Below are 26049 nucleotides of genomic sequence, written 5' to 3'. Positions count from 1 at the left end.
GTCTTTCTGAACATCAGGCACCCACCGTTCCGCTGGCACGGGAGTTCGGGTCGAGCGCATCGCGCAGGCCGTCGCCGATCAGCTGCATGCTGAAGGTGAGCAGGATCAGGGCGACGGAGGGGAAGATCAGCAGCCACGGGGCGGTCTGCATCGTCACGGCGCCGGACTGCAGGATCGAGCCGAGCGAGACGTCCGGGGCCTTGACGCCCAGACCAAGGTAGGACAGGGCGGTCTCGGAGTTGACCGCGCCGACCACGCCGAGCACCGTGTTGATGATGATCATCGAGGCGAGGTTCGGGACCAGATGGCGCACGATGATGCGGAAGGAGCTTACGCCCATGAAGCGGGCGGCCTTGATGTAGTCACGCTCGCGCAGCGACAGGGTCATCGTGCGGATGATTCGCGCGTAGCCGACCCAGCCGAAGGCGGTCAGGCCGATGATGAGCCACAGCCAGCCGGTGGAGGCGTTGGCGGCGCGCACGATGATGGAGATCAGCAGGAAGGACGGGATGACGAGCAGCATGTCGAGGATCCACATGCCCACGCGTTCGATCCAGCCGCCGAAGAAGGCGATGCCGGTGCCCAGCAGCGCGGCGATGGCCATCGTGGCCACCGAGGTGAAGATGCCGATCATCAGCGACTTGCCGAGGCCGCGCACGATCATCGCATACAGGTCGTTGCCGCCGGTGTCGGTGCCGAGCCAGTGCTCGGCGCTCGGCGGGGCGGTCAGCGACATGAAGTCGGGGTCGTCGTACGACCACTTGCCGATCGCGGAGCCGAAGACCGCGAAGAAGATCAGCACGAGCAGGATGCCCAGACCGATCACGGCGGAACGCTGGCGGAAGAAGCGGCGGGCGATCAGGCTGGCGTAGCCGATGCGCTTGACCTGCTTCTTCTCCCCCGCCTCGGCGGTGTTGGATGCAACTGTGGTTTGAGTCATGGTTTCGCTCTCCTTGCCGCTCAGCTCATCTTGATGCGCGGATCGAGCCACGCCGAGACGATGTCGGCCAGCAGCGCGCCCGCCAGGGTGCACACGCCGCCGAATGCGGCGATGGCGACCGAGGCGTTGATGTCGTTGTTGTTGATGGCGGTGATGAAGTACTTGCCCAGACCGTTGATCGCGAAGATCGACTCGGTGATGACCGCGCCGGTGAACACGGAGGCGATCGAGAAGGCGACGTTGACGGCGGTCGGGATCAGGGAGGCGCGCAGCGCGTGCTTGCGGATCGCCTGCTTGCGGGTCAGGCCCTTGGCGCGGGCGGTGCGCACGTAGTCGGCGTGCATCTCGTCGAGCAGGTAGGTGCGCTGGGTCAGGTGGTAGCTGACCATGCCGATGATCGTCAGCACGACGGTCGGAAGCACGATGTGCTGCAGGAAGTCGAGGAACGCCAGTCCGATGTTGTCTCCCTTGTAGCTCGACAGGCCGGTCACGTAGAAGATGCGCATGCCGCTGGAGTCGTTGACGAAGATAGCCAGCAGCACGACGAGCAGCGCGAACACGGCGGTCGGGATGACCAGGAAGAAGGTGGCGGTGGTGCCGAAGAAGCGGTCCTGCCACTTGTACTGGCGCTGCGCGGTGTAGATGCCCAGGGCCACGCCCAGCACGATCGACAGGATCGTGGAGAGGGTCACCAGTTCGACGGAGGCGAGGATGCGGGGGGCGAGCGCGCCGTTGACCGACTCCAGCGTCGGGGACAGGCCCCAGTCCCACTTGGTGACGATGTTGGTCAGCCACGTCCAGTAGCGCTCGAGCACCGGGGTGTGGTCGTTGACGTTGGCGAGGTCCAGGGTTCGCTCGATGGAGGCCTGCGGCGGGCGGGGGGTGCGCGACTCGTAGTTGGAGCGCGGGGTCATGAATGCGGACGCCAAGAAATAGGTGAATGAAATCGCCACGTACAGCATGACGACGTAATTGGCGAGGCGTTTGGCTATGAACTTCAGCATCGAGCCGGGGCCATCCTTCCTCCTTGTTGCGGACGGTACACAGACGTCTATCGGGAACGGCGGAACCGTGACGGTCCGCCCCGATGGCATACCGGTGGCAGCCGTCTGTAAACGTAAAACGAAAAAAGACTACCCCGAAGTCAAGATATCGCCACAGACCGCCACATTTCGTTCACATACGTCTCACATTACGGAAGATTATCGTGCGTCCGCGATGGGCCGCAATCGGTGCACCGACCGCTTGCACGCCGATCAGGCGCGCGGGAACGCCTGCTCGTAGCGGGCGCGCAGCTGCTCCATCGACACATGCGTGTAGCGCTGCGTCGTGCCGACCGATGCGTGGCCGAGCATCTCCTGCACCTCGCGCAGATCGGCGCCGCCGTCGAGCAGATGCGTCGCCGCCGTATGGCGCAGCGCGTGCGGCGCGATCTCCGGCACGCCCGCCGCGCGCGAGCGCCGGTGGACCACGTCGCGCACGATGCGCTGGTCGATGCGCCCGCCGCGCACGCCGAGGAACAACGCTCCCCTCCCCCGCCCGTCCGCCGCGCGCTCCAGCAGGACCGGCCGCCCGTCGCGCAGCCAGACGGCGAGCGTCTGCGCGGCGGGTTCGCCGAACGGGACGACGCGCTGCCGGTCGCCCTTGCCGGTGACGCGGATCGTGTGCGCCGACAGGTCGACGTCGGCCACGTCGGCGCCGACGAGTTCGGCCACGCGCACGCCGGTCGCATACAGCATCTCCAGCATCGCGTCGTCGCGCAGCGCGACGGCGGCCGCGACCGGATCGTCGGAGGTCGCGGCGTCATGCGCGGGCGCCGGCCGGTCGGGCTCGGCGTCCGCGGCCGGGGAGTCGGACCAGGATTCCCTCTCCCCTCCCCCGGGCTGCGGGGCGGGGCCGTCGAGCATCGTCTCGACCTGCGCTTCGGTCAGGACGGTGGGCAGCGTGACGCCGACCTTGGGGGTGCCGATCATGGCGGCGGGGTCGGTGGGGATGCGGTCGTGGTCGTACGCCCAGGCGAAGAAGCCACGTACGGCGGCGATCTTGCGGGCCATGCTGGAGCGTGCGTGGGTGCGCGTCTCACGGGCCATCCACGAGCGCAGGTCGTCGGTGGTAATCTCGCGAAGGTCCTTGACGCCGCGCAGGTCCAGCAGGTGCAGGCAGGCGGTCAGGTCGGCGCGGTACGCCTTGCGGGTGTTGGCGCTCAGTCCGCGGTTGGCGTGCAGGTAGGTCAGGAAGTCCTCTATGTCCGCGTCGAATCGCATGGTCCCCCTATCGTCGTCGTCCGTAGGCCGCGCGGCCGTGCGCCGCCGTTCCGATGATACGGCGTCTCCGCGCGCATGTGCCCGCCGGTCGGCGTCGTTCACATGTCCGCCGCCGTTGCGGCGGTACGATGATAGGCACGCGGCGGCGGACGACGGGCCGGACCGGCCCCGTCGGCGTCGTCGCCGATATGAGGAGTCCGACGTAAGGAGCCGACATGGCCATCCCCAATGAGATCCCAGCCCATGCGCGCGTCGTGGTGCGCGTGTCCGAAGGCGTCGACCCGGTCGACCGGCGGATGAAATACCGCGATTACGTCGGCCATGTGCGTTCGTGGGACGGGCATCGGCTCGAGCTGACGCGCGATGCCGCCGCCAACGGGTCGCGCCCGGAGCAGAACGTGACGATCGACGCGGATACGATCATCACGCTCAAGCCGATTCCGGAACGTCCGTTCACCCGTCCGTGACTAGAGCGAGATGCCTCCCTCATGCGTGAGGGAGGCATCTTGGTATATGGTGCCGGTTTCACTGCCGGCAGCACTATGTGATGCGGGCCATTGCGCGCGAGCCATCCGCCAGCCGGCTGGCCGTCGATTCGCGGCCGCTACCGGCCGTCCGTCACAGTGCGGACCGGGTCTGCACCCGCATGACGGTCCTGTCGCCGGCGAGCCCGATGATGTGTTCGCCCGCGCGTGCGGATTCCAATAGCGCGGCCTGCCACTCCCCCGCCGGGTCGATGCGCAGGTCGCGCGTTTCGACGGCCGCGTCATTCGCCGCCGGTCGTGCCTTGTAGTCGCGGAATGGCTGGCCCTGCGCGAAGAAGCGGGTCATCGCGTCCGCGTCGCCGTCGCGCAGCGCGTCGGCGACGGCGGTGAGCCGGCCGGCCATCGAACGCAGCAGCGTCTCGACGTTGGCGGCGTCCTCGTCGATCATCGCGCGCGTGCGGTCGGGGTCGGTCAGGGCGACGCGGGTCATGTCGCGCCAGCTGCCGGCGGCGAGCGCGGCGGCGATGTTGCGGTCCGGGTCGTCGGCCAGTTCGTTGATGAGCGCGGTGGCCACGGCGTGCGGCATGTGGGAGATGAGCGCGGCGGCGCGGTCGTGCGTGTCGTCGTCGACGACGATCATGCGGTTGCCGGCGCCGTCCAGGATCAGCCGGGCGACGGTGAGGAAGCGCTCGTAGGTGGTGTCGTCGCGCACGGTCAGCGCCCACAGGGCGTCGTCGTAGAGCGACGGGTCGGCGGCGCTCCAGCCGGAGCGTTCGTTGCCGGCCATCGGATGCGCGCCCACGTAGCAGGCGCCCAGGCCGGCCGCGTCGACCTGGTCGCGCACCATGCCCTTGACGCTGCCCACGTCGGTCAGCGTCGTGGCGGTCGGGTCGATCGCGTCGGCGAGCTGGGCGAGGACGGTCGGCATCGCGACGAGCGGATTGCACAGGACGATCGCGTCGGGGCGCGCCTGCGCGAGGTCGTGCAGCGACGCGACGCAGCGGATGCCGTCGCGTTCGGCCTGCGCGTACGGGTGGTCGCGGTGGTTCCATGCGATCGTGCGCACGCCGCGCGACGCCAGCCGGCGCGCCAGCGAGCCGCCGATCAGGCCCAGGCCCACGATGCCGACGGTCATGTCGTGCGTTACCACAGCAGCTCCTTCCGGGTCGTCTCCGATTCGGCCCAGCCGGCGTCGGTATCGTCGGCGCCGTCGCCGCGGGCGGCGAGGACGCCGCCTTCGGGTAGCATCCACGCGTCGACGGGTGGGTTGGGTCGTTCGCGGCGCGGGTAGACGGCGAGCGTCTTGACCCAGTCGCCGCCTTGCACGACCTGTTCCAGCGCGGCGCGGAAATGCGGCTGCCAGGGGGCCGCGTCGAACGTGGCGATGAAGCTGTACGTGCCGTCGTGGCCCTTGACCGGGCGGGAGATGAAGCTCGTCATGTTCAGGCCGGCGTCGCGCAGCACGTCGAGCAGGTTCGCGAGCACACCGGGGCCGGTGTCGAGCAGGATGAACGCGACGATCGACTCGTATTCGGCCGGTTCGGCCGGGGTGTCCGGCGCGCCCGATTCACCCGTTCCGGCGTGGGACAGGGCGGCGGTCATCGCCGCGACCTCGCCGCGTGGGGCGAGGACGAGGAATTCGGTGTGCGCGCCCGGATAGTCCTCGACGGCGCGCGCGACGCGGGTCAGTCCGTACAGTTCGCCGCAGATGCGCGGGCCGAGCGCCACCTGACCGGGTTCCAGGTCGCGGCATGCGGCGCCGTTCGACGACGCGGGCTTCTCCGTCAGCCCGTGCGCAGCGGCGAAGCGCCGGCATTGGGCGAGGCCGTGCGGGTGGGCGGTGACGGTCGCGCAGCGGGCGATCAGCCGTTCGGCGACGGCCGGCGGCACGACGTCGTCCGTCGGAGCGTCGGATGCCGTCGCCGCGGCGTCGGCGTCGTCGGCGGCGGGGCGGACGAACGCGTCGAATGACACGTCGACGCCGACACGGGCGAATCCGGCGGTGTCGCGCGCGTCGATCAGCGCGTCGAGGTTCGGCACGACGTATCCCTCGATGTTGTTCTCCCAGGCGATCACGCCCCAGTCGCCGCCCGACTGGACCGCGTCGAGGATGGCCGGCACGCCCGGTTCGGCCTGCAGGGCGACCGTGCCGTCGTCGCCGGCGAGCGGGCGCAGCAGGTCGGCAGCCGTCATCGCCGCCTGGTGGGTGAACGTGCCTTCGGGTCCCAGATAGTGCAGGGTGCGCATCAGCGGCCTCCGTCCGTCGGGGCGTCGCCAAACCAGCGGGCGGGCATGAGCAGGAACGCGATCTGCCACAGGATCTGCCCGTACAGCCAGATGTAGCCGGCGTGCTGGCTGAAGTACGGCAGGTCGCCGGTGAAGCCGATCGGCGTGAGCGTGCCGTTGCCGAACGAGCGTGCGGCGATCGTCCAGGCGACGAGCGAGCAGGCGATGAGATGCCAGGCGACGCCGGACGCGCCGCAGCGGGCGCGCGCGCTCCACGTCGACAGGCCGACGATCGCGAACGCGAGGATCAGGCCGTACGGGATGTTCATCGACGCGCCCATGCGGTGCGCGAACGTGCCGACGAGGCCGACGGCCGCACCGGCCAGCAGGGTGACGAGCACGCGCGCGAGGCCGCCGGACGGGCGCGCGGCGGGCATGGCGGAGGGTTCCTTCACAGTCATGCGTCCCAGTATAGGAAAGGGGACCGCGGTTGCGGTCCCCTGCGTTCACGATTCCACCGACGGCGTCACATGGACGTCGGTCGGCGGAGCGTCAGGTCAAATCAGATCACTTGCCGGCCTGGTTGTTCTGACGACGCTGCTTGGCGCGCCACTTGTACCAGTCCTCGCGGTTGAGGATGATCTTGCGGATGCGGATCGACTCGGGGGTGACCTCGACGCACTCGTCCTCGTTGGCGAAGTCGAGCGACTCCTCGAGGCTCATCTTGATCGGCGGGGTCAGCGTCTCGAGCACGTCGGCGGTGGAGGAGCGCATGTTGGTCATGTGCTTGGCGAGCGTGATGTTCACGTCCAGCTCGTCCGGCTTGTTGTTGACGCCCACGACCTGGCCCTCGTAGACCGGCGACTGCGGGTCGACGAAGAAGTTGCCGCGCGCCTGGAGGCGCTGCATCGCGTACGGGGTGGCCACGCCCTTGCGGTCGCAGACCATGGAGCCGTTCTGGCGGGTGACGATCTGGCCGGCCCACGGCGCGTAGCCGGCGGCGAGCGAGGAGGCGATGCCGGTGCCGCGCGTGGCGGACAGCAGCGCGGTGCGGAAGCCGATCAGGCCGCGGCTCGGCACGGTGAACTGGAGGCGGACCCAGCCGGAGCCGTGGTTCGACATGGATTCCATGCGGCCCTTGCGGTCGGCCATGAGCTGGGTGACGGTGCCCATGTACTCCTCGGGCACGTCGATGGTGGTGGACTCCATCGGCTCGTGGATCTGGCCGTCGATGGTCTTGGTGACGACCTGCGGGCGGCCGACGGTCAGCTCGTAGCCTTCGCGGCGCATCTGCTCGGCGAGGACGGCCAGCGCCAGCTCGCCGCGGCCCTGGACCTCCCAGGCGTCCGGACGCTCGGTCGGCAGCACGCGGATGGACACGTTGCCGACGAGCTCGCGCTCGAGGCGGTCCTTGATCATGCGGGCGGTGAGCTTGTGGTCCTTGCCCTCGGTGCCGGCCAGCGGGGAGTCGTTGGTGCCGAAGGTCATGGAGATGGCCGGCTCGTCGACGTGGATGAGCGGCAGCGGCTTCGGGGCGTTCGGGTCGACGATGGTCTCGCCGATCATGATGTCGTTGACGCCCGCGACCGCGACGATGTCGCCGGGGCCGGCGGATTCGACCGGGGTGCGCTCCAGGCCCTGGGTGCGCAGCAGCTCGGAGACGCGGAAGTTGACGATGGAGCCGTCGACGCGGGACAGGCCGTAGGTCTTGCCCTTCTCCAGCGTGCCGTTGTAGATGCGCACGAGGCCGAGTCGGCCGAGGAAGTCGGAGGAGTCGATGTTGGCGACGTGGGCCTGCAGCGGCGCGTCGTCCTCGTACTCGGGGGCGGGGATGTACTTGATGATGTCCTCGAACAGCGGCTCGAGGTCCTCGTTGTCCGGCAGGGCGCCGTTGGCGGGCTGGTTCACCGAGGCGTAGCCGGCCTTGGCGGCGCAGTAGACGACCGGCAGGTCGAGCAGGTGGTCGAGGTCGAGGTCGATGCCCTCCTCGACGACGTCCTGGGCCAGGCCGAGCAGCAGGTCGGTGGCCTCGGAGACGACCTCGTCGATGCGGGCGTCGGGACGGTCGACCTTGTTGACGCACAGGATGACCGGCAGCTTGGCCTCGAGGGCCTTGCGCAGCACGAAGCGGGTCTGCGGCAGCGGGCCTTCGGACGAGTCGACGAGCAGGACGACGCCGTCCACCATCGAGATGCCGCGCTCGACCTCGCCGCCGAAGTCGGCGTGGCCGGGGGTGTCGATGATGTTGAGGGTGATGCCCTCCGGATGGCCGTACTTGGCGGCCAGCGGGCCGGTGTATTCGACGGCCGTGTTCTTGGCGAGGATGGTGATGCCCTTCTCTCGCTCCAGGTCGTTGGAGTCCATGACGCGGTCCGGCACTTCCTCGCGCTCGTTGAAGACGTGCGACTGCTGGAGCATAGCATTGACCAGCGTGGTCTTGCCGTGGTCGACGTGAGCCACGATCGCCACATTACGGATATCACCGCGTACCGCCATGAAAACCTCTCTTAGTTGACTGTATCGACGCCTGCGTGGCCGTCCGGCGTCTGTCTTCCCTCGCCGGTTCCCTTACGCGCGCACGCAAACCGGCATAATCGTAGAGGCTCCCTGAGACACGCCGGAAGCCGGAGCATACGGACTCCCGCGCAACGGCGACACGCCCGGACTGGTCGCACACAACCGGGGTTATGTCCCGAAACACCGTGGTTTCGGGACGCAACCGTCGTCCTGTATGACCAGTCCGGGCGTGTCACCCCCTTGGCTCTCCCCTATCCGATGGATTCCACCATCGGTCTGAGCGCGGACGCCAGTCTCGGAGCGTCCATCGTGACCGTCGCGTACAGCACGTCCGAGTCGATGGCGTCGTATTCATGCACGATGACGTTGCGCAGGGCGCGCAGCTCACTCCACGGCAGGTCCGGCATCATGGCGCGAAAGTCGTCCGACAGCCGCCGGGCGCACTCCTGCGCCTGGGTCATCTCCATCGCCACCGAGTTGAACCGCAGCCGGTCCGCGAACAGCGCGTCCGCGGATTCGACGCCGGCGGCGTCCGCGATCGCATTGTCGAGATGCTCGGCCAGACGGATGAGCGTCGTCTCGTCGCGGAAGCGCTGGTCGTCATGCCGCCCCATCAGGCCACCCGCACCAGGTCGGGGGTGATGTGGTCGAGGAAGCGACGGCCGGCGCGACTGCGCCGCGCGTCGCGGATCAGCGAATCGTAGGACGTCAGCGACACCGTGCGCCCCAACGCGGATTCGAGGTCCTCGCGCAGATACGCCACGTCGGCCATCGTATATGCGGAACCGTGCTCCAGCCGGTACAGCAGATCGACGTCCGAATCCGCATGCGCCTCGCCGCGCGCCACCGAACCATACACGTACAGTTCGGCTACATGATGCCGTTTCACCACATCCCCCACCAGGAGCCGCAGCATGGCGACCTCGAGGACGCTCTCCCCCGGCCCCAATGCCTTCAGCGCATCCTCGTAGCGGCTCAGGAACGATTGGGTGGGATTGCCGTCGCGTTCGGCACGCGACAATGCCGACTGCGTGGTGTGCATCGCCCGTGCGACGCTGCTCTGGCTGAGATTCAGCCGCATGCGCTCCTCGCGCAGCTCCCCGATGCTTCTCATGGCTGCAAGTATAGCGTATATGCTATGGTCCGTCCGGCGTCGGACGGGCCACGTCGCGGAAGTCGCCACTCGCCCGCCCGCGCAACGACGACACGCCCGGACTGGTCGCACACAACTGGGGTTATGGTCCGAAACACCGTGGTTCCGGGACGCAACCGTCGTTCCGTATGACCAGTCCGGGCGTGTCGCACGTAAGGTTACGGGAAACCGGAGCTCCCCATACCCGCCCCCCGGGGGTCAGTCCTCCAGGACCTGGCCCTTGCGCTCGGGCAGGCACAGGGCCGCGATGCAGGCGAGGACGAACGCGGCGGCGAACACCACGAACGCGACCGTCTTGTTCCCGCCCGACAGGGTCAGGAACCACGGGACGAGCAGCGGGGCGACGATCGCGGCGATGCGTCCGACGGCCGCGGCCGCGCCGGCCGCCGCGGCGCGCAGACGGGTCGGGTAGATCTCGGGGGTCACCGCGTACAGCACGCCCCACGCGCCGAGGTTGGAGGCGCTCAGCAGCATGCCGAAGACGAGCACCATGGCCACGGATCCGGCCTGGGAGAACGCGAACGCGGCCACGGCCGACACGGCGAGGAACACGCTCAGGGTGCGGCGGCGGCCCCAGATCTCGACGAGCCATGCGGCCAGGAAGTAGCCGGGCAGCTGGGCGATCGAGATGGCGAGCGTGTAGCCGAACGACTTGGTCAGGGAGCCGAACTGGTCGGCCAGCAGCGACGGCATCCAGGTGAACGCGCCGTAGTAGGAGAAGTTGACGAAGAACCAGGTGGCCCAGATCGCGATGGTGCGCGCCAGATAGCGGCCGCCGAACAGCTCGTGCGCGCCGATGCGCGGCAGCGGGGCACCCGTGGGGCTGTCGACGGGTTCGACGCCGCCGGCGGCCTCGAACCAGCGCACGGCCCGCTCGGCCTCCTCCTCACGGCCCTGCGATTCGAGGAAGCGCACCGATTCGGGCACGTGCGCACGGGTGACGATCGCGTACAGAAGCGGCAGCGCGCCGATGGCCAGCGCCCAGCGCCAACCCCAGTCGCCGGTGTTGGGGATCACGAAGTAGCCGATCATCGCGGCGACGATCCAGCCGACGGCCCAGAACGATTCGAGGAGCACGGTCATACGGCCGCGCTGACGGGCGGGCGAGAATTCGGAGACGAGCGTGGAGGCGACGGGCAGTTCCGCACCGAGGCCGAGGCCGATGACGAGGCGTGCGCCCAGCAGCATGCCGAGCGACCAGGAGCAGGCCATCACGCCGTTGGCGATGCCGAAGATGACGAGCGTGGCGGTGAACACGGTCTTGCGGCCGACGCGGTCGGCGATCCAGCCGCCGAGCGCCGCGCCGACGGCCATGCCGACGAATCCGATGGACAGGACCCAGCTCTTGTGGGTGGGGTCGAGGTTGAAGTGCGGGTCGGCGGCGATGGCGGCGACGACGAAGGAGACGAGTCCGACGTCCATCGCGTCGAACGCCCAGCCGATGCCGGAGGCGACGAGGAGGCGCCGGTGCGCCTTGTTGAACGGGAGCCGGTCGAGCCGCTCGTTGCGCGTGAGCTGTTCCATGCGTGTGGTCTTCTTTCTTCATGCGATCGGCCCGTCGCGCGGCGGGCCGGGGTGCGCCGCGGCATGTCCCTTCCGATGCCCTCGCGGCGGCCTCGCCCACGATAGCACTATTTATAGTCATTACGACCATAAATAGTCGCCCGGCGCGGCACACCCGACGCAGAACCAGTCGGAACAACGGCAATCAGGCGTCCGCATAATGGACTACGTCAGACCATCGCCCACGCACGGGGATGCACCGGACAGAGAGGATGCCGCCGAGGAGTCCTGCACACCGTCCGCATGCACGACGGGGCGTCGCCGCACGGCGGACGTCACTCCGCCGTCGTCAATGCGGACAGCGCCGACCCCGTCCTCACGCGGCGGCCGGGCGCCCCGTCCGCCCACACGCCGGAATCGACCGCGCCGGCGGCATCGGCAGCTGCCCCGAGACCGCGGGGCACATCCCCGGCCGCACCGGAGGCGTCCCCCACGTCCCCGTCCGCGCACGGCACGTAGCGGTAGACCGCGGCGGGCCGCTGACGTCCCTCGCGCACCTTCTCCCCCGTCTCCTCCAGCATGCCGCTGGCGAGCATCCGACGGCGGAAGTTCGCCAGATCCACATCCCGCCCCGCCACCGCCTGGGCGACCGCGTGCAGCTGACGCAGCGTGAACTCGGGGCCGACCAGCCGGGTCACCATCTCAGGATGGACGATGCGGCCGCGCACCTGGGCCAGCACGTAGTCGACGATGCCCCGGTGGTCGAACGCCAGATCGGGAAGCCGGTCGACGGGGAACCAGGCGACGTTGTCCCGTTCCGCGAAGTCGTGCGTCCCCCCGGCGTCCACGAACGCCCAGTACACGATCGACACCATCGGCAGACCGCCGCGGGAGCGAGCGAGGTCGCCGAACGCGTGCGCCTGCTCCAGGCATCGCACCGGCAGGCCCGTGGTCGAGGCGAGCGCCTCGTATGCCGAGCGTCGCAGCGAACGGTCGGCGCGCAAGCCGCCGCCGGGCAGCGCCCAGTCGCCCAGATGCGGCTGCCGGACGCGTCTCACGAGCGGCATCCACAGGCTCGGGCCGTCATGGTCCCCGTGCCCGCCGTCCGTCGGCTCGCGCAGGGCGAGGATCACGACCGACACGCCCACCTGCGGCGGCTGGCTGCGTCGTTCGCTCACGTTGCCGTATCCCATGGCCGTTCCTTCCTTCCGCCGAACCGGTCCGTTCCGCGCACGAGCGTACCGTCACGTCTCGTCCGGATGCGTCCGGATGCATCCCGGTCGCGACCGGCGCGACGCCCGCTCATTGCCCCCAGCGGATGCGCTGTTCGATGCGCGAGGCGACCGGTGCCAGATGCAGCCGTATGAGCGTCTGCCGGCAGAGGGTGCCGAATCCGACCGTCGAACGGTCCACCAGAGCGTCGGCCTCGCGTATGAATCCGCGGATCCGCGACAGCGTGGCCCGGTCGCTTCCGGCACGCAGCGCCGCATAGTAGGCGGACACGAGCATCCCGTGGTATGTCGCGCCCAGTCCGCGCGCATCCGCCTCGCCCAGCCCGCCCGCCGCGAGGAAGCGCAGTATCTCGATGGCGTTCAATGCCGTGGGCAGGACCGCCCGCCGCCACTGCGTGTCCATGATCGACCCCCTCCGCATCCGGTAGGAGTGGACGACGTCCGGCAGTTTGACGAGCCGTCCCGCCCGGCCGGCCAGCCGGTAGGTGGTGGCGACGTCCTCCATGATGCGCCCTTCGGGGAAGCGGATGCGCGGCTCGGTCTCGAACAGCTCACGCCGGTACGCGTACGCCCAGGCGAATGATTCCATGGTGACGGCAAGTATCTGCCGGACGGCGTCACGGCCGTCCAGCACCTCGACGTGCGCGTACCGGTTGTGCGGGGTGTCGAAGGCGAACTCCTCGCCCTGTTCGTCGATGCGCCGGTATCGGATGGCGGCCATGTCGCATCCGTGGCGTTCCATCCCGTGGATCAGCGTGGCGACGTAGTCCGCGTCCGGAACGTCGTCGGCGTCGATGAAGCACACGTAGTCGCCGTGCGCCAGGTCGAGTCCCGTGTTGCGTGCGGCGCTCAGCCCGCGGTTGCGCTGGTGGATGACGCCGATGCGGGGATCGTGTGCGGCGTACCGGTCGCAGATGGCGCCGCTGCGGTCGGCGGATCCGTCGTCGACGACGATGATCTCGAGGTTGCGGTAGGTCTGCGCGAGGACGGCGTCGAGGCATGCCGGCAGGAACCGTTCCACGTCGCATACGGGGATGATGACGCTGACCGGCCTCTCGTCCGCGACCGCATCCGCATCACGTTGCGCCTCTCTCATCCTCATCGCGGTTCCGCCGGATCGGATGCGACGGATTCGATCAGGTCGATCCATCGGCTGCGGATCGGCGCCATGCGGTGGTCGCGGCTGCGTTCCAGGGCGGCCGTGGCGAAGCGGTCCTGCAGGTCACGTGAGCGCATGAGCGTCAGCGTGCGTTCGGCGAACAGCGCGTCGTCGTCCTGCGGGATGAGGTATCCGTTGGCGCCATCGTCGATGATCTCGGCGGGGCCGGTGTCGCAGTCGAAGGCGACGACGGGCAGTCCTTTGGATTGGGCCTCGAGCAGCACCATCGGGAATCCCTCGTACCGTGAGGTCATCAGCAGCAGGGAGGCCCGGTCGTACCAGGCTTCGACGTCGTCCGTGGCCGGGACGAACCGCACCCGCGACAGTCCCAGTTCGTCCGCCAGTCGCGTCAGATGATCCCGCTGGGGTCCCGATCCGACGATGGCGAGCTCCCAGGCGTCGTCGACGGCCTCGATCGTGGCCCAGATGCGCAGCAGCCGGTCGAAGTCCTTCTGCAGGACGAGCCGTCCGACCGCGATGGCCAGTCCGCTCCCGCGCGGCGACGGGACGTCCCCTTCATAGGGCGTCGGATTGGGGATGTGGCGCAGCAGCCGTTCGGGGATGCGGCCTTCGTCGCGGTGCAGTTCCAGATCGCGTCGGGTGAGCGTCACGATCGCCGCCGAGTGCGTCGCGGCCGTCTCCAGCGCACGTATCCGTTCGGGCATGTCCAGCGTGCGATGGTAGTTGAAATGCTCCCATTCGATGATCCGAGCGCCCAGTCCGCGCAGCGCCGGCGTGACGTCCAGCGTGAGCAGCGGGTCCACGTTGACGCACACGTCGTAGCGTCGCGCGGCGAAGCGGCGCCGCAGCCGCATCGTCAGATAGCGCGGCCACATGCGCATGATGCGGCCTTCGCCGCGGACCATCAGATACTCGACCCGCACCCTGCCGTCGATGGGGAAACGCGGCTCGCCGATATGCCAGAGGCTGAGGATGGTCACGTCGTAGACGTCGCACAGCGCGTTCGCGATCATCGAGGTGACGCGCTCCTCCCCTCCGAAGGATCCCATCGCCTCGATGACGAAGCAGACCTTCCTTCTACCGTTCATCATGTTCCTCCCCGTTCACGAAGGACAGCAGCCGCCGCTGCGACGCGTCGTCCACGGCCGGCTCCCGTCCGAGCCGCTCGCTCATGGCCCGACGGCGCTCCGGATGCGCGGCCAGTTCCGCCATCCGTTCGACGAAGGCGTCCACGTCTGCGCACAGGTATCCGGTCTCGCCGTCGCGGATCTGCTCGCGGAACGCGGCGATGTCGGACACCACGCAGGGCACGCCCAGGATCCGCGCCTCCTGCACGCCCAGCCCGTACCCCTCACGGATGGAGGTCTGCACGTACAGGTCGGCGGCCCTCACGTAGGGGAAGGGGTTGGGCGTCGTGCCGCGCAGCATGCACACGTCGTCCAGCCCTTCCTGTGCGATGCGCCGCCGCAGCGTCTCGCGCTCCTCGCCGTCGCCCAGGATGTCCCAGCGGAACCGCAGTCCCCGCGCACGCAGACGCGTCGCGATGTCGATGACGGCACCCAGGTTCTTCTCCCACGACAGTCGGGACACGGTGATGATGCGCAGCAGGCCGTCGCCCGCCGGATCGTAGAGCGTGGGCGGCCTGAGCGCGAGGTCGCGGATCTCGGCTTCGTCCACCGGATTGTAGAGCACCTGCGTCCGGTCGGAGAGTTCGGGATACCGTGCGTCGAACCCCCGTCTGACCGTTTCGGACACGCAGTAGATGCGGTCGAAGTCGCGCAGGTACGGATAGGCGCCCTTCATCCAGTCGAGTTCCACGGAGTGCACCCAGGTGGCACGCCGCGCGCATGCCAGCCGCGCGCACAGGGCCGTGTTGACGTGGCCGTAGCCCTCCGTGTCCAGCACGACGTCGAACTCCCGTTCCGGCAGGCCGGTCAGATGCCGGACGGCGTAGTCGTACGGCAGGTACCGTCTCCGGCCGCTGCACAGGTGCAGGATCTTGCGGGCGACGCGCAGCAGCGGCGTCCGGTCCGCGGCCGTCAGGCGGAATGCGCCGCACAGTCTGGCGAACCGGTTGTCCGCGCCGAAGCGGAACGTCTCGAGTCCTTCGGGGATCATCGCCTCGACCAGCGAACCGCTGTCCGGCACCAGCAGCGTCACGTCATGCCCCTGCGCCTGCAGCAGCCGTGCGATGCGGATGCTGGCGATGTCGGAGCCGCCCCAGTTCCATAGATACGCGCAGACCGCGATGCGCAGCCGTCCCGTCTCGCCGTCGGATTCCCGCCGGCGCGGCCCGTCGTATGCCGTCCCGTCCATCGGATGCCGTCACCTCCCGTCGTTCCCGCCGCCCACGATGCGCACCCTCGCCCATCGGACCGCCTTGCCGGCGAACGCGGCGCGCTCCCGCCGGTCCGTCGCCACGATCAGGCCGACGGACCCGGCGACCAGCGCGCATGCGCCCGCCGCGGCCACGAACGCAGGCCACGAGTCCACGGCGACGAGCGTCCGGCATGCGCAGCACACGGCGATCATGATGGGCAGGCCGGCCAGGCCCCGGCATTCGGCCGCGAGCATCCGCCGTCGCGGCATGCCGGCGCAGCGCGCGGCGTACATCGGGCTGAGGATCAGGTTCTTGGCGATGTCCATCGCGGCGGCCACGCCGATGATCGCCCAGATGCCCAGATCGGTCCATGCGAGCAGCGGCAGCACGACCGCGACGTTCGCGACGCCGCAGGCGAGGAAGATCAGCGACGGCACCCGCACCCGGTCCATCGCGATGTACACGTTGCTCACCGGCATCGTGCATCCCGAGACGACCATCGCCACCAGCGGAACCACGCTCATCGCCTGCAGCGGGAGCGGGTCCTCCGTGGGCGCCCACAGCCGGAAGAACTCCTGGCCGAACACGATCAGATAGCCGGCCGGCAGCGAGACGGCCAGTCCCATGAGCCGTATCGAACGGTGCAGGGAGCGGGCCATGTCGCCCATCCTCCCCTGCGCGTAGCAGTGCAGGATGCTCGGCCCGAGCACGCCGACGAGCGTCTGCGCCACGTTCGTGACGAACTGCGGCATCGTTCTGGCCACCGAATACCGGCCGGCCATCGCCGCCCCCAGGAACCGGTTCGCCAGATACAGGTCGAGGGAGACGAGCAGCGCGTAGCTCAACGTGTTCACCGAGTTCCACAGGCCGGACGCCGTCAGCTCGCGCACCGCTTGCCAGCGGAACGACGAGCGCCGCACCCGCAGCTCGGGCGTGAGCCGGCGCGTGTAGTACACGTTCGCCAGACACTGGTACACGTTCATCGCCAGCGCCGATCCGGCCACGAAGCAGATGTGCGGGCGCATCGTGGCGAACAGCGCCACCAGCACGCCGGCGCGCAGCAGGTTGCCCTCGATGCCGCGCACCGCGCTGCGGTCGAGCCGGTCGCTCACGTAGTACACGACGCCGTACACGGACGTCAGCAGCGAGATCTCCATGCCGGCGGCCGACAGCATGAACGTCCAGCGCACGTCGTCCACGAGCGCGGGAGGCACGTCCATCACCGCCTGCGGGAAGGCCGCCGCCAGCGCGTACGGCACCGCGAGTATGACGGCGAGCGCCGCGTCGGCGATCATCACGGAGCTGAAGTAGACGTTGGCGCGTTCGTGGTCGCCTTGGCCGTACGCCAGTCCGATGAACCGGCCGGCCATCGCGTTGAGGACGCCGGTCAGGAGCGACGAGTAGCCGACGAGCGTGTTGACGAGCGGCACGAATCCGTAGGCTTCGGCGCCGAGCGTGGCGAGGATGTAGGGGGTGAGGATGAAGTTGACGCCGATCTGCACGAGGAACGCGATGATGGTGGCCGTCATGCCGATGACGATGCGTCTGAGCCCGCCGCGCATGTCAGCGCCTCCTCAGCAGGTGGAGGAGCCGTCTGGCCGCGGCCCGGGACCGACCGTAGCAGGCCAGCGGGCGGGCCCGTCCGGCGGCGACGAGCATGGCTGTGGCCCGTATGGAGGGTCGGGCGTCGCCGATGTGCCGGGCGGCTGCGGCCGCGTCGGCGTCGGCGGCGATGTCGCGTATCAGTGCGGCGCGGGCGTGTTTCGCGTCGTCGCCGCGCTCTGCGTAGGCACGTTCGAGCGCCATGCCGATCTGGTGGATCCAAGTGGAGTCGCCCCATGCCGCCAGATCGTCGCCCCATGCGGCCAGATACGGCATGATCGCGTCGCGCACGCGTCTGCCGTCGCGGTACCAGCGTTCGCCGGTGCGTGCGGCGAGCGCCGCGTCCGTCGTGTCGCAGGTGTAGTCGTACAGGGGTTCGTCGAGGCAGGCGACGTGGTCCGCGGCGGCGTACAGGCGCGTGTTGAACAGCTTGTCCTCGCCGAGGATGATCGTCTCGTCGAAGCGCGCGTGGCATCGTTCGAGGAAGGCGCGCTCGTAGAGGGTGTTCCATACGGGCGCGTAGTGGCAGGTGCGGATCAGTTCGGGCAGGCGGGCGACGAGTTCGGCGTTGCCGGCGGTGGCCGGCATGCGCATCGTGTGCGTGCCGGCCGTGTGCGGGCCGTCGGCGGCGCGGCGGATGTTGCGGATGCCGCACATCGTCATCCGGCAGTCGCCGGCGATGGCGGCGTCGAGCAGGGTCTCGATCATCGTGGGGGCGATCGTGTCGTCGGCGTCCACGAATGCGATGTAGTCGCCGTCGGCGGCGTCCAGTCCGGTGTTGCGGGCGGCCGAGACGCCGCCGTGGGGGCGGTGGATGGGCAGGATGCGCGGGTCTCGTTCCGCCCACCGGTCGCAGAGTGCGCCGCCGCCGTCCGTCGATCCGTCGTCGATGACGACGATCCGCAGATCGCGGTGGGTCTGCGCGGTGACGCTCGTCAGGCAGGCGTCCAGCGTGCCCGCCGACTGGTGGACCGGCACGATCACCGTGACCGGGGTGCTTCCGGCGTTCATGCCGTGGTCCTCCCGACCGGCCCGGACGTCATGTGGCGGCGTCGGCGTGCGAGCATCAGGCGCACACCCCAGCAGGGGTTCACGATGCTGACGAGCACCACCAGACGATGCTTCCATGGCAGGTCGAGCATGGCGACGCGTGGGGCGCCTCGGCGCAGGTGCCGGATGCAGTCGAGGCGCAGTGCCCGGTAGTCCGCGCCGTCGTCCGCTTCCATGATCTGGCGCAGGCAGTAGTTGTAGCAGGTCCAGCGGTGCCAGCGCATCGCGTCATGGACGCGCGGCGACCCGACGGTGAGGTGCCGTTCGATGTAGGCCATCGTACGCAGCGCCCCGATGCCCTGTCGTTCCACGTCGGTCCTGGTGGTGGCGCTGTCGGGGTTGTCCATCCGGTAGGTGTAGACCTTGCGCCGGCCGACGCCGATGCGGTCGGTGAGGCTGGCCGCGTGGGTGATGAACTCGAGTCCCTCGCCGGTGGTCAGGCCGGGGGTGAAGCGCAGGCCGTGCCGCAGCAGGAAGTCGCGGCGGTACAGCTTGTTCCATGCGCCCAGCGGCAGCCGCGGATACAGGAATTCGCTGACGGCGTGCTCGCCGTCCCAGCGTTCGATGCGGTCCGAGGCGACCTGCCGCCGGTTCGACGTGGTGAAGCAGTGCGTGGACAGCGCGATGTCGGCGCCGGTGCGTTCCTGCACGTCGAGCAGATAGTCGACGAAGTCGGGTTCGAGCATGTCGTCGCCGTCCACGAACGTCACGAATTCTCCGACGGCGTGGTCCAGTCCGTTGTTGCGGGAGGCGACGAGGCCGCCGCGCTTCTGATGGAGGACGCGCACGCGCCGATCGCGCGACGCGTGGCGGTCCGCGATCGCGCCGGAGGCGTCGGTCGAGCCGTCGTCGACGACGATCACGTCGAGCCGACGGTGGGTCTGTGCGAGGATCGAGCCGATGCACGCGTCGAGATAGCGTTCCACGTTGCGCGCCGCGACGATCACGGACACCTGCGTGGTCTCACGGTTCATCCGCATCGCATGTCTCCTTCCCCGTCCCTTCGTCCGATCATCCCATGCCGCCGTCCAGCGCGTCCCGCAGGAACCGCAGCGAACGCGCTCGTTCCAGTTCGAGTCTCTCATACGCCGGCGCATAGTCGATCGACATGTCGGGCATGTCGGCGTCCCATGCTTCGGCATGACGTCCGTCGGAGCGCACCGGCATTAGACGGCCCTCCAGACCGCACACGTCGAGCAGCGTGCCCATGCGCCCGTCCACGTCGGGCGAGCCGTCGGCGCGGAGCGGGCACGGCACGCGGAACGGCCGCCCGTACATGATAGAGAATACGGTGCCGTGGAACGATGAGGTGACCACGCGTTCGGCGCGGGAGATGAGGCTCAGGAATTCACGCGGGCCGGATCGGGGCACGAGACGGAACCCGAGGCGTTTCAGCCACAGCGACCGGTTGCCGGTGACCATCGCGTACACGGGCAGGCCGACACGCCTCGCATACCGGCGTACGGCGAGCGCCTGCGCCGGGGCGGCGCCGATCGAGTCAATCGCATAGTAGAACAGGTACGGTCCGTCCGGGATGCGGGGCGCGCGCAGCCGCTCGTAGTCGGCGACGTCCAGCAGCATCGTCGGATCGAGCACCCGTTCCACCGGCACGTCGGCGAGCGGCGCCAGATACTCGCGCGCATCGTCCTCGCGCACGCCGATGGCCCGGTATCCGGCCGTCAGCGTACGGTAGCGCTCCGCGAGCGCCGGATCGGCTTGTTTGTCGGAGATGTGTCCGCCCATGCTGGCGGCATAGGCGATCTTCGGCCTGCCATGGACGAAGTCCAGAAAGTAGGCGTCGCTGTAGTCCCAGGCGTCCATGTTCCATATCTGGTCGCCGCCGGAGACGAACGCGTCGTAGTCGGCGTCGAGGCCTGCCAGCGCTGACGGGTCCTCATAACGGTCCCGGGTCAGGCGGAGTTCGGCTGCGATGAGCCGTTCGAACTCGTCGTGACGGGGCCGGAACGTGGCTCGGTTGCACCACGTGTAGACGTTCTTGACGAGGTCCTTGGGCGCATGGACCGGCTTGTACAGGGCGTACAGGTACTGCTGGCGCGGCGTGGAGAAGTCGATGACGTCGCATCGGTGGCCGAGCCGTCCGATGACGCGCTGCATGGCGTATGCCTGCAGGAACGACCCGCTGTTGTGCGCGCGGTGGTAGGTGATCAGGGCGATGCGGCTCATCGGCCGCCCCTCGTCGCGGGCAGACGCTGGTGCCGGTTGAGCACGAGCAGGTGCAGGATGGGGAACGTCGCGGCCTCATGGCGGGTCCACGATCCGAAGTCCGGTTCGAAGATGAACGAGGCGAGCACGTAGCCGACGAAGACGCACAGGGCGAGGAACAGCACCGGATCGTCGATGCGGTTGATGCGGCGCAGCAGGTTGACCAGGTAGACGCTCACCATGGTCTGGAACACGAAGAACGGCAGGTAGTAGGGGCCCCGCAGGGCCAGTTCGACCGGGACCATCATGCGCATCGCGTTGACCACGTAGTTGGCCATGAACACCGGCAGTCCCTCCCCCGGTATGAGGCTGCGGATGTAGGTGCTGGAGTCGGCGTTGCCGTCCATGACCTGGTCGTAGTCGTCACGCAGGGCCATGACCGTCTCGTATTCGTCGGGCATGAGCGAGCTCGAGAGGGCGAGCATCAGCCATATGCCGGCGAACAGGATCGTCACGATCATCGCGACCGTGCCCAGTCCCAGCCTTCCGTAGAGGCGGCGGAAGCATGTCAGGACGACGTACACGGCGACGACCAGCGCCGCGATGAGGATGTAGTAGGCGCGGAAGAACGTGCTCTCCACGTACAGGATCGCCGCGACGAGCAGGATCTTGACCGGCCCGCGGCCCGCCGGCATCGTGATGACCAGATACGCGGCGAAGAAGAACGCGAACTGGATGAGGTCCTTACCGATCGTGAACACGTAGATGTTGAGCAGTCCCACGGTGGCCAGCACGAACACGAGCTGCATCCAGTCGGGCGCGTACGCGCGCGTGATCATCCATATCAGCACGAACGTGAACAGCACGCCCATGCAGATCGACCATTGGAGCATCGTGTCCAGTCCGAACACGTTGATCGAGGCGAACAGGTCGGAGGCGACCCGGTAGGACCCCTCCCATGCGACGGCGGTCGGCAGGTCGAGCGCCATGGACAGGATGCGCCGGTTGTCGTAGAAGTACTTGTCGGGCAGGAAGAACGCGACGAGCAGCTTGGCGACGAACATGACCGGCAGCGCAGCCGCCAGCGTCAGGTCGCGCATGTCGCGGTCGCGCGAGCCGAGCGGCAGCCCCTTCGCCGCATGCCGACCCGCCGGTCCGCCGTCTTGGGCGGCGCGGCGCGGCGTCGTCCGCGGACCCGTCCGCGACGTCCGAATCCCGGCCATGATATCCGCCGTCCTTCCCGTTCAGTCGTCCTTTGCCCTGTCGTCGCCGGCGTCGCCGTCCGGCATGTCATCGGTTCCGATGTAGTACCTGCCGTAGTACTTGCGTTCGGGATGGCCGATGTCCATGAAGTTGCGCACGACGCCGACCGGGGTGACGCCGACCGCGGCGAACTCCCGGGACAGGTCGCGCAGATGCGGCTTCGTCACCTGGTCCTGGCCGGCCATGATGATCAGCCGCGCGCCGCGCTTGGCGAACATGACCGCGTCGTTGCCGACCGCCAGCGGTTCGGCGTCGATGACGACCCGGTCGTATTCGCCGGACGCCTTCTCGATGAGGGCCTTCATCGCGTTGGAGTTGACGATGATGCCCGGGTTGGCGACGCGCCGTCCCGCCGGCAGGACATGCAGCGTGGGACGCCAGTACACCTTCACCGCCTCGGCCGCGCCCGCCTGTCCGGTCAGCAGATGGCTCAGACCCACATGCTCGTCCAGTCCCAGCCGCCTGGCGACCGACGGGTGGCGCAGGTCCGCGCCGATGAACAGCACCCGGTCGCCGTGTTCGGCGAACGCCGCCGCCAGTTCGATCGACATCGTCGTCTTGCCTTCGCCCGACCCGTAGGAGGAGATCACGAACACGTTCGACAGGCTTTCGCGGTCGGGGGTCATGAACGTGAGGTTCGAGGCGACGCGCCGCACCGATTCGGCCTCCATCGAATCGGGCCGGCGGACGATGACGGGGCACTGGGACGAGTACTTCGACGACTTGGGCAGCGATCCGAGCACCGAGCAGTGCAGGAGCTGCTGGATCTCGTCGGCGTCGCGGATCTTCATGTCGGACAGTTCCAGCGCGAGCGCGGCGAAGAACGCGGCGGCGAACGCGCCGAGCAGGCCCACGCAGGTCAGCGCCTTCACGTTGGGCGATTCGGCTCCGGACGGCTCCTTGGCCTCGTCCACCACGGTCAGGCGCAGATGGTCGGGCACGTAGATGCTCGACCCGTTCTCGCCGGCGGACGCCAGCTGCTCGCCCAGGCTCGCGACGGCCGCGTCGGCGAGGTCGGCGGCGCCGGCGGGACTGTCGGCGTGGGCGGTGACGACGACGAAGTAGCCGGAGGACACGTAGGCGGACAGCTTCCCGTCCAGCGACGCCTCGCTGACGCCCAGCCGGTCGGCGACGCCGCCGAGCACGGCGGGGGTGGTCACGAGTTCGGGGATGAGGTCGAGATGCTGTTCGACGTAGTCGCTCGGCTCGTAGGTGGCCGGGGTGCCGTCGGCGTCCGTGTCGCCGGAGGCGCCGTCGGCGCTGAAGCTGATGAACACGCGCGACGACGAGGAGTACGAGGGTTGCCGGGTCGCGATGTACCCGGCGACCGCGGCCAGCACCACCGCGAACACGACGAGTTCGGCCACCCACCGTTTGCGTATCACGGCGATGATCTCATGGAAAGACATTCCGTCTCCCTTCCGTTTGGTGGGATGCCCTGTCGCGGCCATGCGACCGGCTTCTCGGGTCTTCGGATGCGATGCGGCCGCGTCGGGCCGTTCGTCGGAGAACGCGTGCACGTCCGCGGTCAGCTCCTCGCCCTGCTGCGGACGGTGGAACGCCCCGGATCGGCCCGGTCGCGCTCCGGCCATGCGTCGTATCCAAGCACCACGCTGTACTAAATGATAGGCGCTCTTTCCCGTATCCGGTCCTTCAACACGCGCCGTTCGTTCGTCGGGCGGCGGATCGCCGCGCGTATGGACGCGTCCGATCGCTCCTCGTGACGGTGAGGACCGGCCGGGCGCGACTACGCCACGTCGTCGACGGAGCCGGGCAGGAGCGGGGCGAGCGAGGGCAGCTGGTCGAGCGAGTCCAGTCCCATGCGTTCCAGGAACATCGCCGACGTGACGAGCAGCGCGGCATGCGACTCGGGGTCGACGCCGTCCTGGCGGATCAGTCCGTGCACCGACAGGGAGCGGATCACGCCGTCCGAGTTGACGCCGCGGATCGCCGCGACCTGGGCGCGCGTGACCGGCTGCTGGTAAGCGATGATCGCCAGCGCCTCCATCGCCGCCTGCGACAGGCGCACCGTCTGGCCGTCGGCGACGAACGCGGCGACGATCGGCTCGTAGTCGACGCGGCTGGCGAACCGCCATCCCAGGGCGGTGCGCCGCAGTTCGAATCCGCGTCCCTGCGCGTCGTAGCCGTCGCGCAGCGCTTCGAGCGCCGCTTCGACCTCGACGGCGTCGCAGCCGAGCACCTGAGCCAGATCGGCGGCCTGCTGGGGCGCGTCGGCGGCCATGAGGACCGCTTCGAGGCATGCGCGCACGCCCCCGGGATACTCGTGTGCGGTTCCGGGGCGGTGTTCGTTCGTCATGCGAGGTCCCTTTCGGTGTCGGCGGCGGAATCGGCCACGACGGCGCGCAGGTCGGCGCCCGGCGCGCGGCGCAGGTGCAGCGGCGCGTACGGGCCGTCCTGCCGGAACTGGATGGCGCCGCGCTGGAAGAGCGTGAGCACGGCGAGGAAGCGGGCCACGAGCATGTCGTCGCCTTCGCCGCCGACCAGCTGCGCGAAGGTGAGGGATTCGCCCTCCCCCAGCTCCTCCAGCCGCGCGCACACCCATGCGAGCTGTCCGCGCACGTCGACCGGCGGCACGTGCAGCCGGTGTTCGGCCGCGGCCTGCGCGGGCGACGCGGCGAACGCGCGTGCGGCCAGTGCGGCCAGGTCGTCGACGCCGATCGTCCAGACGAGGTCGGGCAGCAGCGCGGCGGCGGGCACGTCCACGCTGGCCGGATGGGGGAAGCTGCCGGCGTTGTCGTCGAAGCGCGCGCGCAGCTGGCGCGCCGCCTCCTTGAACGCGCGGTACTGCAGCAGTCGGGCGAACAGCAGGTCGCGTTCGCGCAGCGATTCGAGACTCTGCTCGTCGCGCGCGCCGTCGTCGGTGCCGGGCAGCAGCGCGGCGCTCTTCGATTCGACGAGCACGGCGGCCACGTCGAGGAACGCGCTGGCCTCCTCCATGTCGCCGGTCAGGTCGAGGCCGCGCACGTAGGCGAGGAACTCCTCGGTGATCGCGGACAGCGACACCTCGGTCAGGTCGAGGCGGCGGTCGGCGATCATCGACAGCAGCACGTCGAACGGGCCGGAGTACACGTCGAGCGTGACGTGGAAGCCGGTGCGGCCGTCGTCGTGCGGCGGCGCATCGGCCGACGACGGCGATGCCGGCGATGCCGGGAACGCCGGCGGGACGGCCGTGCCGGTCCCGTCAGGCGACGACGCCGCGGGCGACGAGCTCACGGGCGACCTCCCGGTATTCCTTGCTGGTCTTGTGGCCGGGCGCGTAGATGGTGATCGGCGCGGCGGCGACCGTGGCGTCGGGCAGCTTGATGGAACGGGAGATGACGGTGTGGAACACCTTCTCGCGGAACGCCTCGTAGATGCGCTGCAGCACCTCCTCGCAGTGCAGGGTGCGCGTGTACATCGTCACGAGCACGCCGTACACCTCGAGTCCGGGGTTGATGCGCGACTGCACCTTCTCGATCGACTGCATGAGCAGCGCGACACCGCGCAGCGCGAAGAACTCAGCGGCGACGGGGATGATGACGCCGTCGGCGGCCGTCAGCGCGTTGACGGTGAGCAGGCCCAGCGACGGCTGGCAGTCGATGATGATCACGTCGTACTCGTAGCGGATCTGGCGCAGCACGCCGGCGAGGATCTGCTCGCGGCCCACTTCGGTCACGAGCTGCACCTCGGCAGCCGACAGGTCGATGTTGGCCGGGATGATGTCGAGGTTCTCGAATTCGGTGTGGCGGATCACCTCGTGCACGTCCATGCGCGGGGTGAACAGGGCCGTGTATATCGTGTTGTCGACCACGTTCGCGTTGATGCCCAGGCCCACCGTGGCCGCGCCCTGCGGGTCGAGGTCGACGATGAGGACGCGCCGGCCGTACTGGCTGAGCGCGCCGGCGAGGTTGATGGAACTGGTGGTCTTGCCCACGCCGCCCTTCTGGTTGCACATGGCGATGACGCGCGCCGGTCCGTGCTGCTGCAGCGGCCCGGGTGCGGGGAAGGTCTCGTATTCTCGTCCAAGCAGATCCGTAGGCATAGTGCCTCCCATAGTAACATCAGTCGGTCGGCGGCGCGGTGCCGACGTGCCTCACGTTTTTTGAGCGCGTAGGGTGTGGTGGTGCCTCATCGGGAATGAGCGCGAACGGTATCGGTCCTGTTTGGCTTGTCTTATGGAAGACAGGATCAGCATGGCGACGAAGCGGCAG

The 26049-nt window shown here is 68.9% G+C and carries 24 protein-coding genes; 1 reads left to right on the top strand and 23 read right to left on the bottom strand.

Features of this window, described 5'->3' with window-relative positions; all coding sequences use genetic code 11:
- Positions 1-13: 13 nt before the first annotated feature.
- The 3 genes from D2E24_RS05125 to D2E24_RS05115 form a co-directional block, all read right to left on the bottom strand.
- Positions 14-940, bottom strand: a complete 927-nt coding sequence (locus tag D2E24_RS05125) for an ABC transporter permease (protein ID WP_125968252.1) — start codon at positions 938-940, stop codon at positions 14-16.
- Positions 941-960: 20 nt separating this feature from the next.
- On the bottom strand, positions 961-1944 hold the full coding sequence (locus D2E24_RS05120) for an ABC transporter permease (RefSeq protein WP_125968251.1): 984 nt from the start codon (positions 1942-1944) through the stop codon (positions 961-963).
- Between the two features lie 252 nt (positions 1945-2196).
- Entirely contained in the window at positions 2197-3204 is a 1008-nt protein-coding gene (locus D2E24_RS05115) for a tyrosine recombinase XerC (RefSeq protein ID WP_125968250.1), read from the bottom strand.
- Between the two features lie 215 nt (positions 3205-3419).
- Here D2E24_RS05115 and D2E24_RS05110 point away from each other — a divergent pair, with 215 nt between their 5' ends.
- Positions 3420-3671, top strand: a complete 252-nt coding sequence (locus D2E24_RS05110; protein WP_125968249.1) for a DUF6725 family protein — start codon at positions 3420-3422, stop codon at positions 3669-3671.
- 151 nt (positions 3672-3822) lie between these two features.
- Here the strand turns inward: D2E24_RS05110 and D2E24_RS05105 are convergent, their stop codons facing one another.
- The 20 genes from D2E24_RS05105 to D2E24_RS05010 form a co-directional block, all read right to left on the bottom strand.
- Positions 3823-4824 (bottom strand): prephenate dehydrogenase, encoded by a 1002-nt coding sequence (locus tag D2E24_RS05105; RefSeq protein ID WP_125968321.1) that lies wholly within the window; start codon positions 4822-4824, stop codon positions 3823-3825.
- Positions 4825-4832: 8 nt separating this feature from the next.
- The gene (locus D2E24_RS05100; RefSeq protein ID WP_125968248.1) at positions 4833-5936 is read right to left on the bottom strand and encodes a prephenate dehydratase; all 1104 of its coding nucleotides are present in this window, start codon (positions 5934-5936) and stop codon (positions 4833-4835) included.
- A complete protein-coding gene (locus D2E24_RS05095) occupies positions 5936-6376 on the bottom strand; it encodes an alcohol dehydrogenase (protein ID WP_125968247.1) in 441 nt (146 codons plus the stop codon). Before D2E24_RS05095 ends, D2E24_RS05100 begins: the two co-directional genes overlap by 1 nt.
- Positions 6377-6482: 106 nt before the next feature.
- The gene (gene typA, locus D2E24_RS05090) at positions 6483-8411 is read right to left on the bottom strand and encodes a translational GTPase TypA (protein WP_125968246.1); all 1929 of its coding nucleotides are present in this window, start codon (positions 8409-8411) and stop codon (positions 6483-6485) included.
- 272 nt (positions 8412-8683) lie between these two features.
- A complete protein-coding gene (locus D2E24_RS05085; RefSeq protein ID WP_241222869.1) occupies positions 8684-9046 on the bottom strand; it encodes a HepT-like ribonuclease domain-containing protein in 363 nt (120 codons plus the stop codon).
- Complete coding sequence (locus D2E24_RS05080; RefSeq protein ID WP_241222868.1) at positions 9046-9546, bottom strand: nucleotidyltransferase domain-containing protein; 501 nt, start codon at positions 9544-9546, stop codon at positions 9046-9048. Before D2E24_RS05080 ends, D2E24_RS05085 begins: the two co-directional genes overlap by 1 nt.
- Positions 9547-9783: 237 nt before the next feature.
- Positions 9784-11109, bottom strand: a complete 1326-nt coding sequence (locus tag D2E24_RS05075; protein ID WP_125968244.1) for an MFS transporter — start codon at positions 11107-11109, stop codon at positions 9784-9786.
- A gap of 314 nt (positions 11110-11423) precedes the next feature.
- On the bottom strand, positions 11424-12281 hold the full coding sequence (locus D2E24_RS05070; protein ID WP_125968243.1) for an NUDIX hydrolase: 858 nt from the start codon (positions 12279-12281) through the stop codon (positions 11424-11426).
- 109 nt (positions 12282-12390) lie between these two features.
- Positions 12391-13422: a glycosyltransferase family 2 protein gene (locus tag D2E24_RS05065; protein ID WP_164521019.1), complete on the bottom strand. Its 1032-nt coding sequence runs from the start codon at positions 13420-13422 to the stop codon at positions 12391-12393.
- Entirely contained in the window at positions 13419-14531 is a 1113-nt protein-coding gene (locus D2E24_RS05060) for a glycosyltransferase family 4 protein (RefSeq protein ID WP_125968241.1), read from the bottom strand. Before D2E24_RS05060 ends, D2E24_RS05065 begins: the two co-directional genes overlap by 4 nt.
- Positions 14518-15756, bottom strand: a complete 1239-nt coding sequence (locus tag D2E24_RS05055; RefSeq protein WP_125968240.1) for a glycosyltransferase — start codon at positions 15754-15756, stop codon at positions 14518-14520. The genes D2E24_RS05060 and D2E24_RS05055 overlap by 14 nt, the downstream gene beginning before the upstream one ends.
- Positions 15757-15765: 9 nt before the next feature.
- Positions 15766-17289 (bottom strand): lipopolysaccharide biosynthesis protein, encoded by a 1524-nt coding sequence (locus D2E24_RS05050; protein WP_164521018.1) that lies wholly within the window; start codon positions 17287-17289, stop codon positions 15766-15768.
- A 34-nt stretch (positions 17290-17323) separates the two neighbouring features.
- Positions 17324-18373 (bottom strand): glycosyltransferase, encoded by a 1050-nt coding sequence (locus D2E24_RS05045; protein ID WP_164521017.1) that lies wholly within the window; start codon positions 18371-18373, stop codon positions 17324-17326.
- Complete coding sequence (locus tag D2E24_RS05040; RefSeq protein ID WP_164521016.1) at positions 18370-19392, bottom strand: glycosyltransferase; 1023 nt, start codon at positions 19390-19392, stop codon at positions 18370-18372. Before D2E24_RS05040 ends, D2E24_RS05045 begins: the two co-directional genes overlap by 4 nt.
- 31 nt (positions 19393-19423) lie before the next feature.
- A complete protein-coding gene (locus D2E24_RS05035) occupies positions 19424-20596 on the bottom strand; it encodes a polysaccharide pyruvyl transferase family protein (protein ID WP_125968236.1) in 1173 nt (390 codons plus the stop codon).
- Positions 20593-21798, bottom strand: a complete 1206-nt coding sequence (locus D2E24_RS05030) for a hypothetical protein (protein ID WP_125968235.1) — start codon at positions 21796-21798, stop codon at positions 20593-20595. The genes D2E24_RS05035 and D2E24_RS05030 overlap by 4 nt, the downstream gene beginning before the upstream one ends.
- A 21-nt stretch (positions 21799-21819) precedes the next feature.
- The gene (locus D2E24_RS05025) at positions 21820-23430 is read right to left on the bottom strand and encodes a polysaccharide biosynthesis tyrosine autokinase (RefSeq protein ID WP_125968234.1); all 1611 of its coding nucleotides are present in this window, start codon (positions 23428-23430) and stop codon (positions 21820-21822) included.
- A gap of 155 nt (positions 23431-23585) precedes the next feature.
- Positions 23586-24155 (bottom strand): SMC-Scp complex subunit ScpB, encoded by a 570-nt coding sequence (scpB, locus tag D2E24_RS05020; RefSeq protein WP_125968233.1) that lies wholly within the window; start codon positions 24153-24155, stop codon positions 23586-23588.
- Positions 24152-24928 (bottom strand): segregation and condensation protein A, encoded by a 777-nt coding sequence (locus D2E24_RS05015; protein WP_420897478.1) that lies wholly within the window; start codon positions 24926-24928, stop codon positions 24152-24154. Before D2E24_RS05015 ends, scpB begins: the two co-directional genes overlap by 4 nt.
- Positions 24929-25040: 112 nt before the next feature.
- Positions 25041-25880 (bottom strand): ParA family protein, encoded by an 840-nt coding sequence (locus D2E24_RS05010; protein WP_125968232.1) that lies wholly within the window; start codon positions 25878-25880, stop codon positions 25041-25043.
- Positions 25881-26049: the final 169 nt, after the last annotated feature.

The sequence above is a fragment of the Bifidobacterium samirii genome, from assembly GCF_003952945.1.
Lineage (GTDB): Bacteria > Actinomycetota > Actinomycetes > Actinomycetales > Bifidobacteriaceae > Bifidobacterium > Bifidobacterium samirii.
The sequence above is the reverse complement of the archived record's forward strand: the minus strand, read 5'-3'. Positions and strand labels throughout refer to the sequence as shown.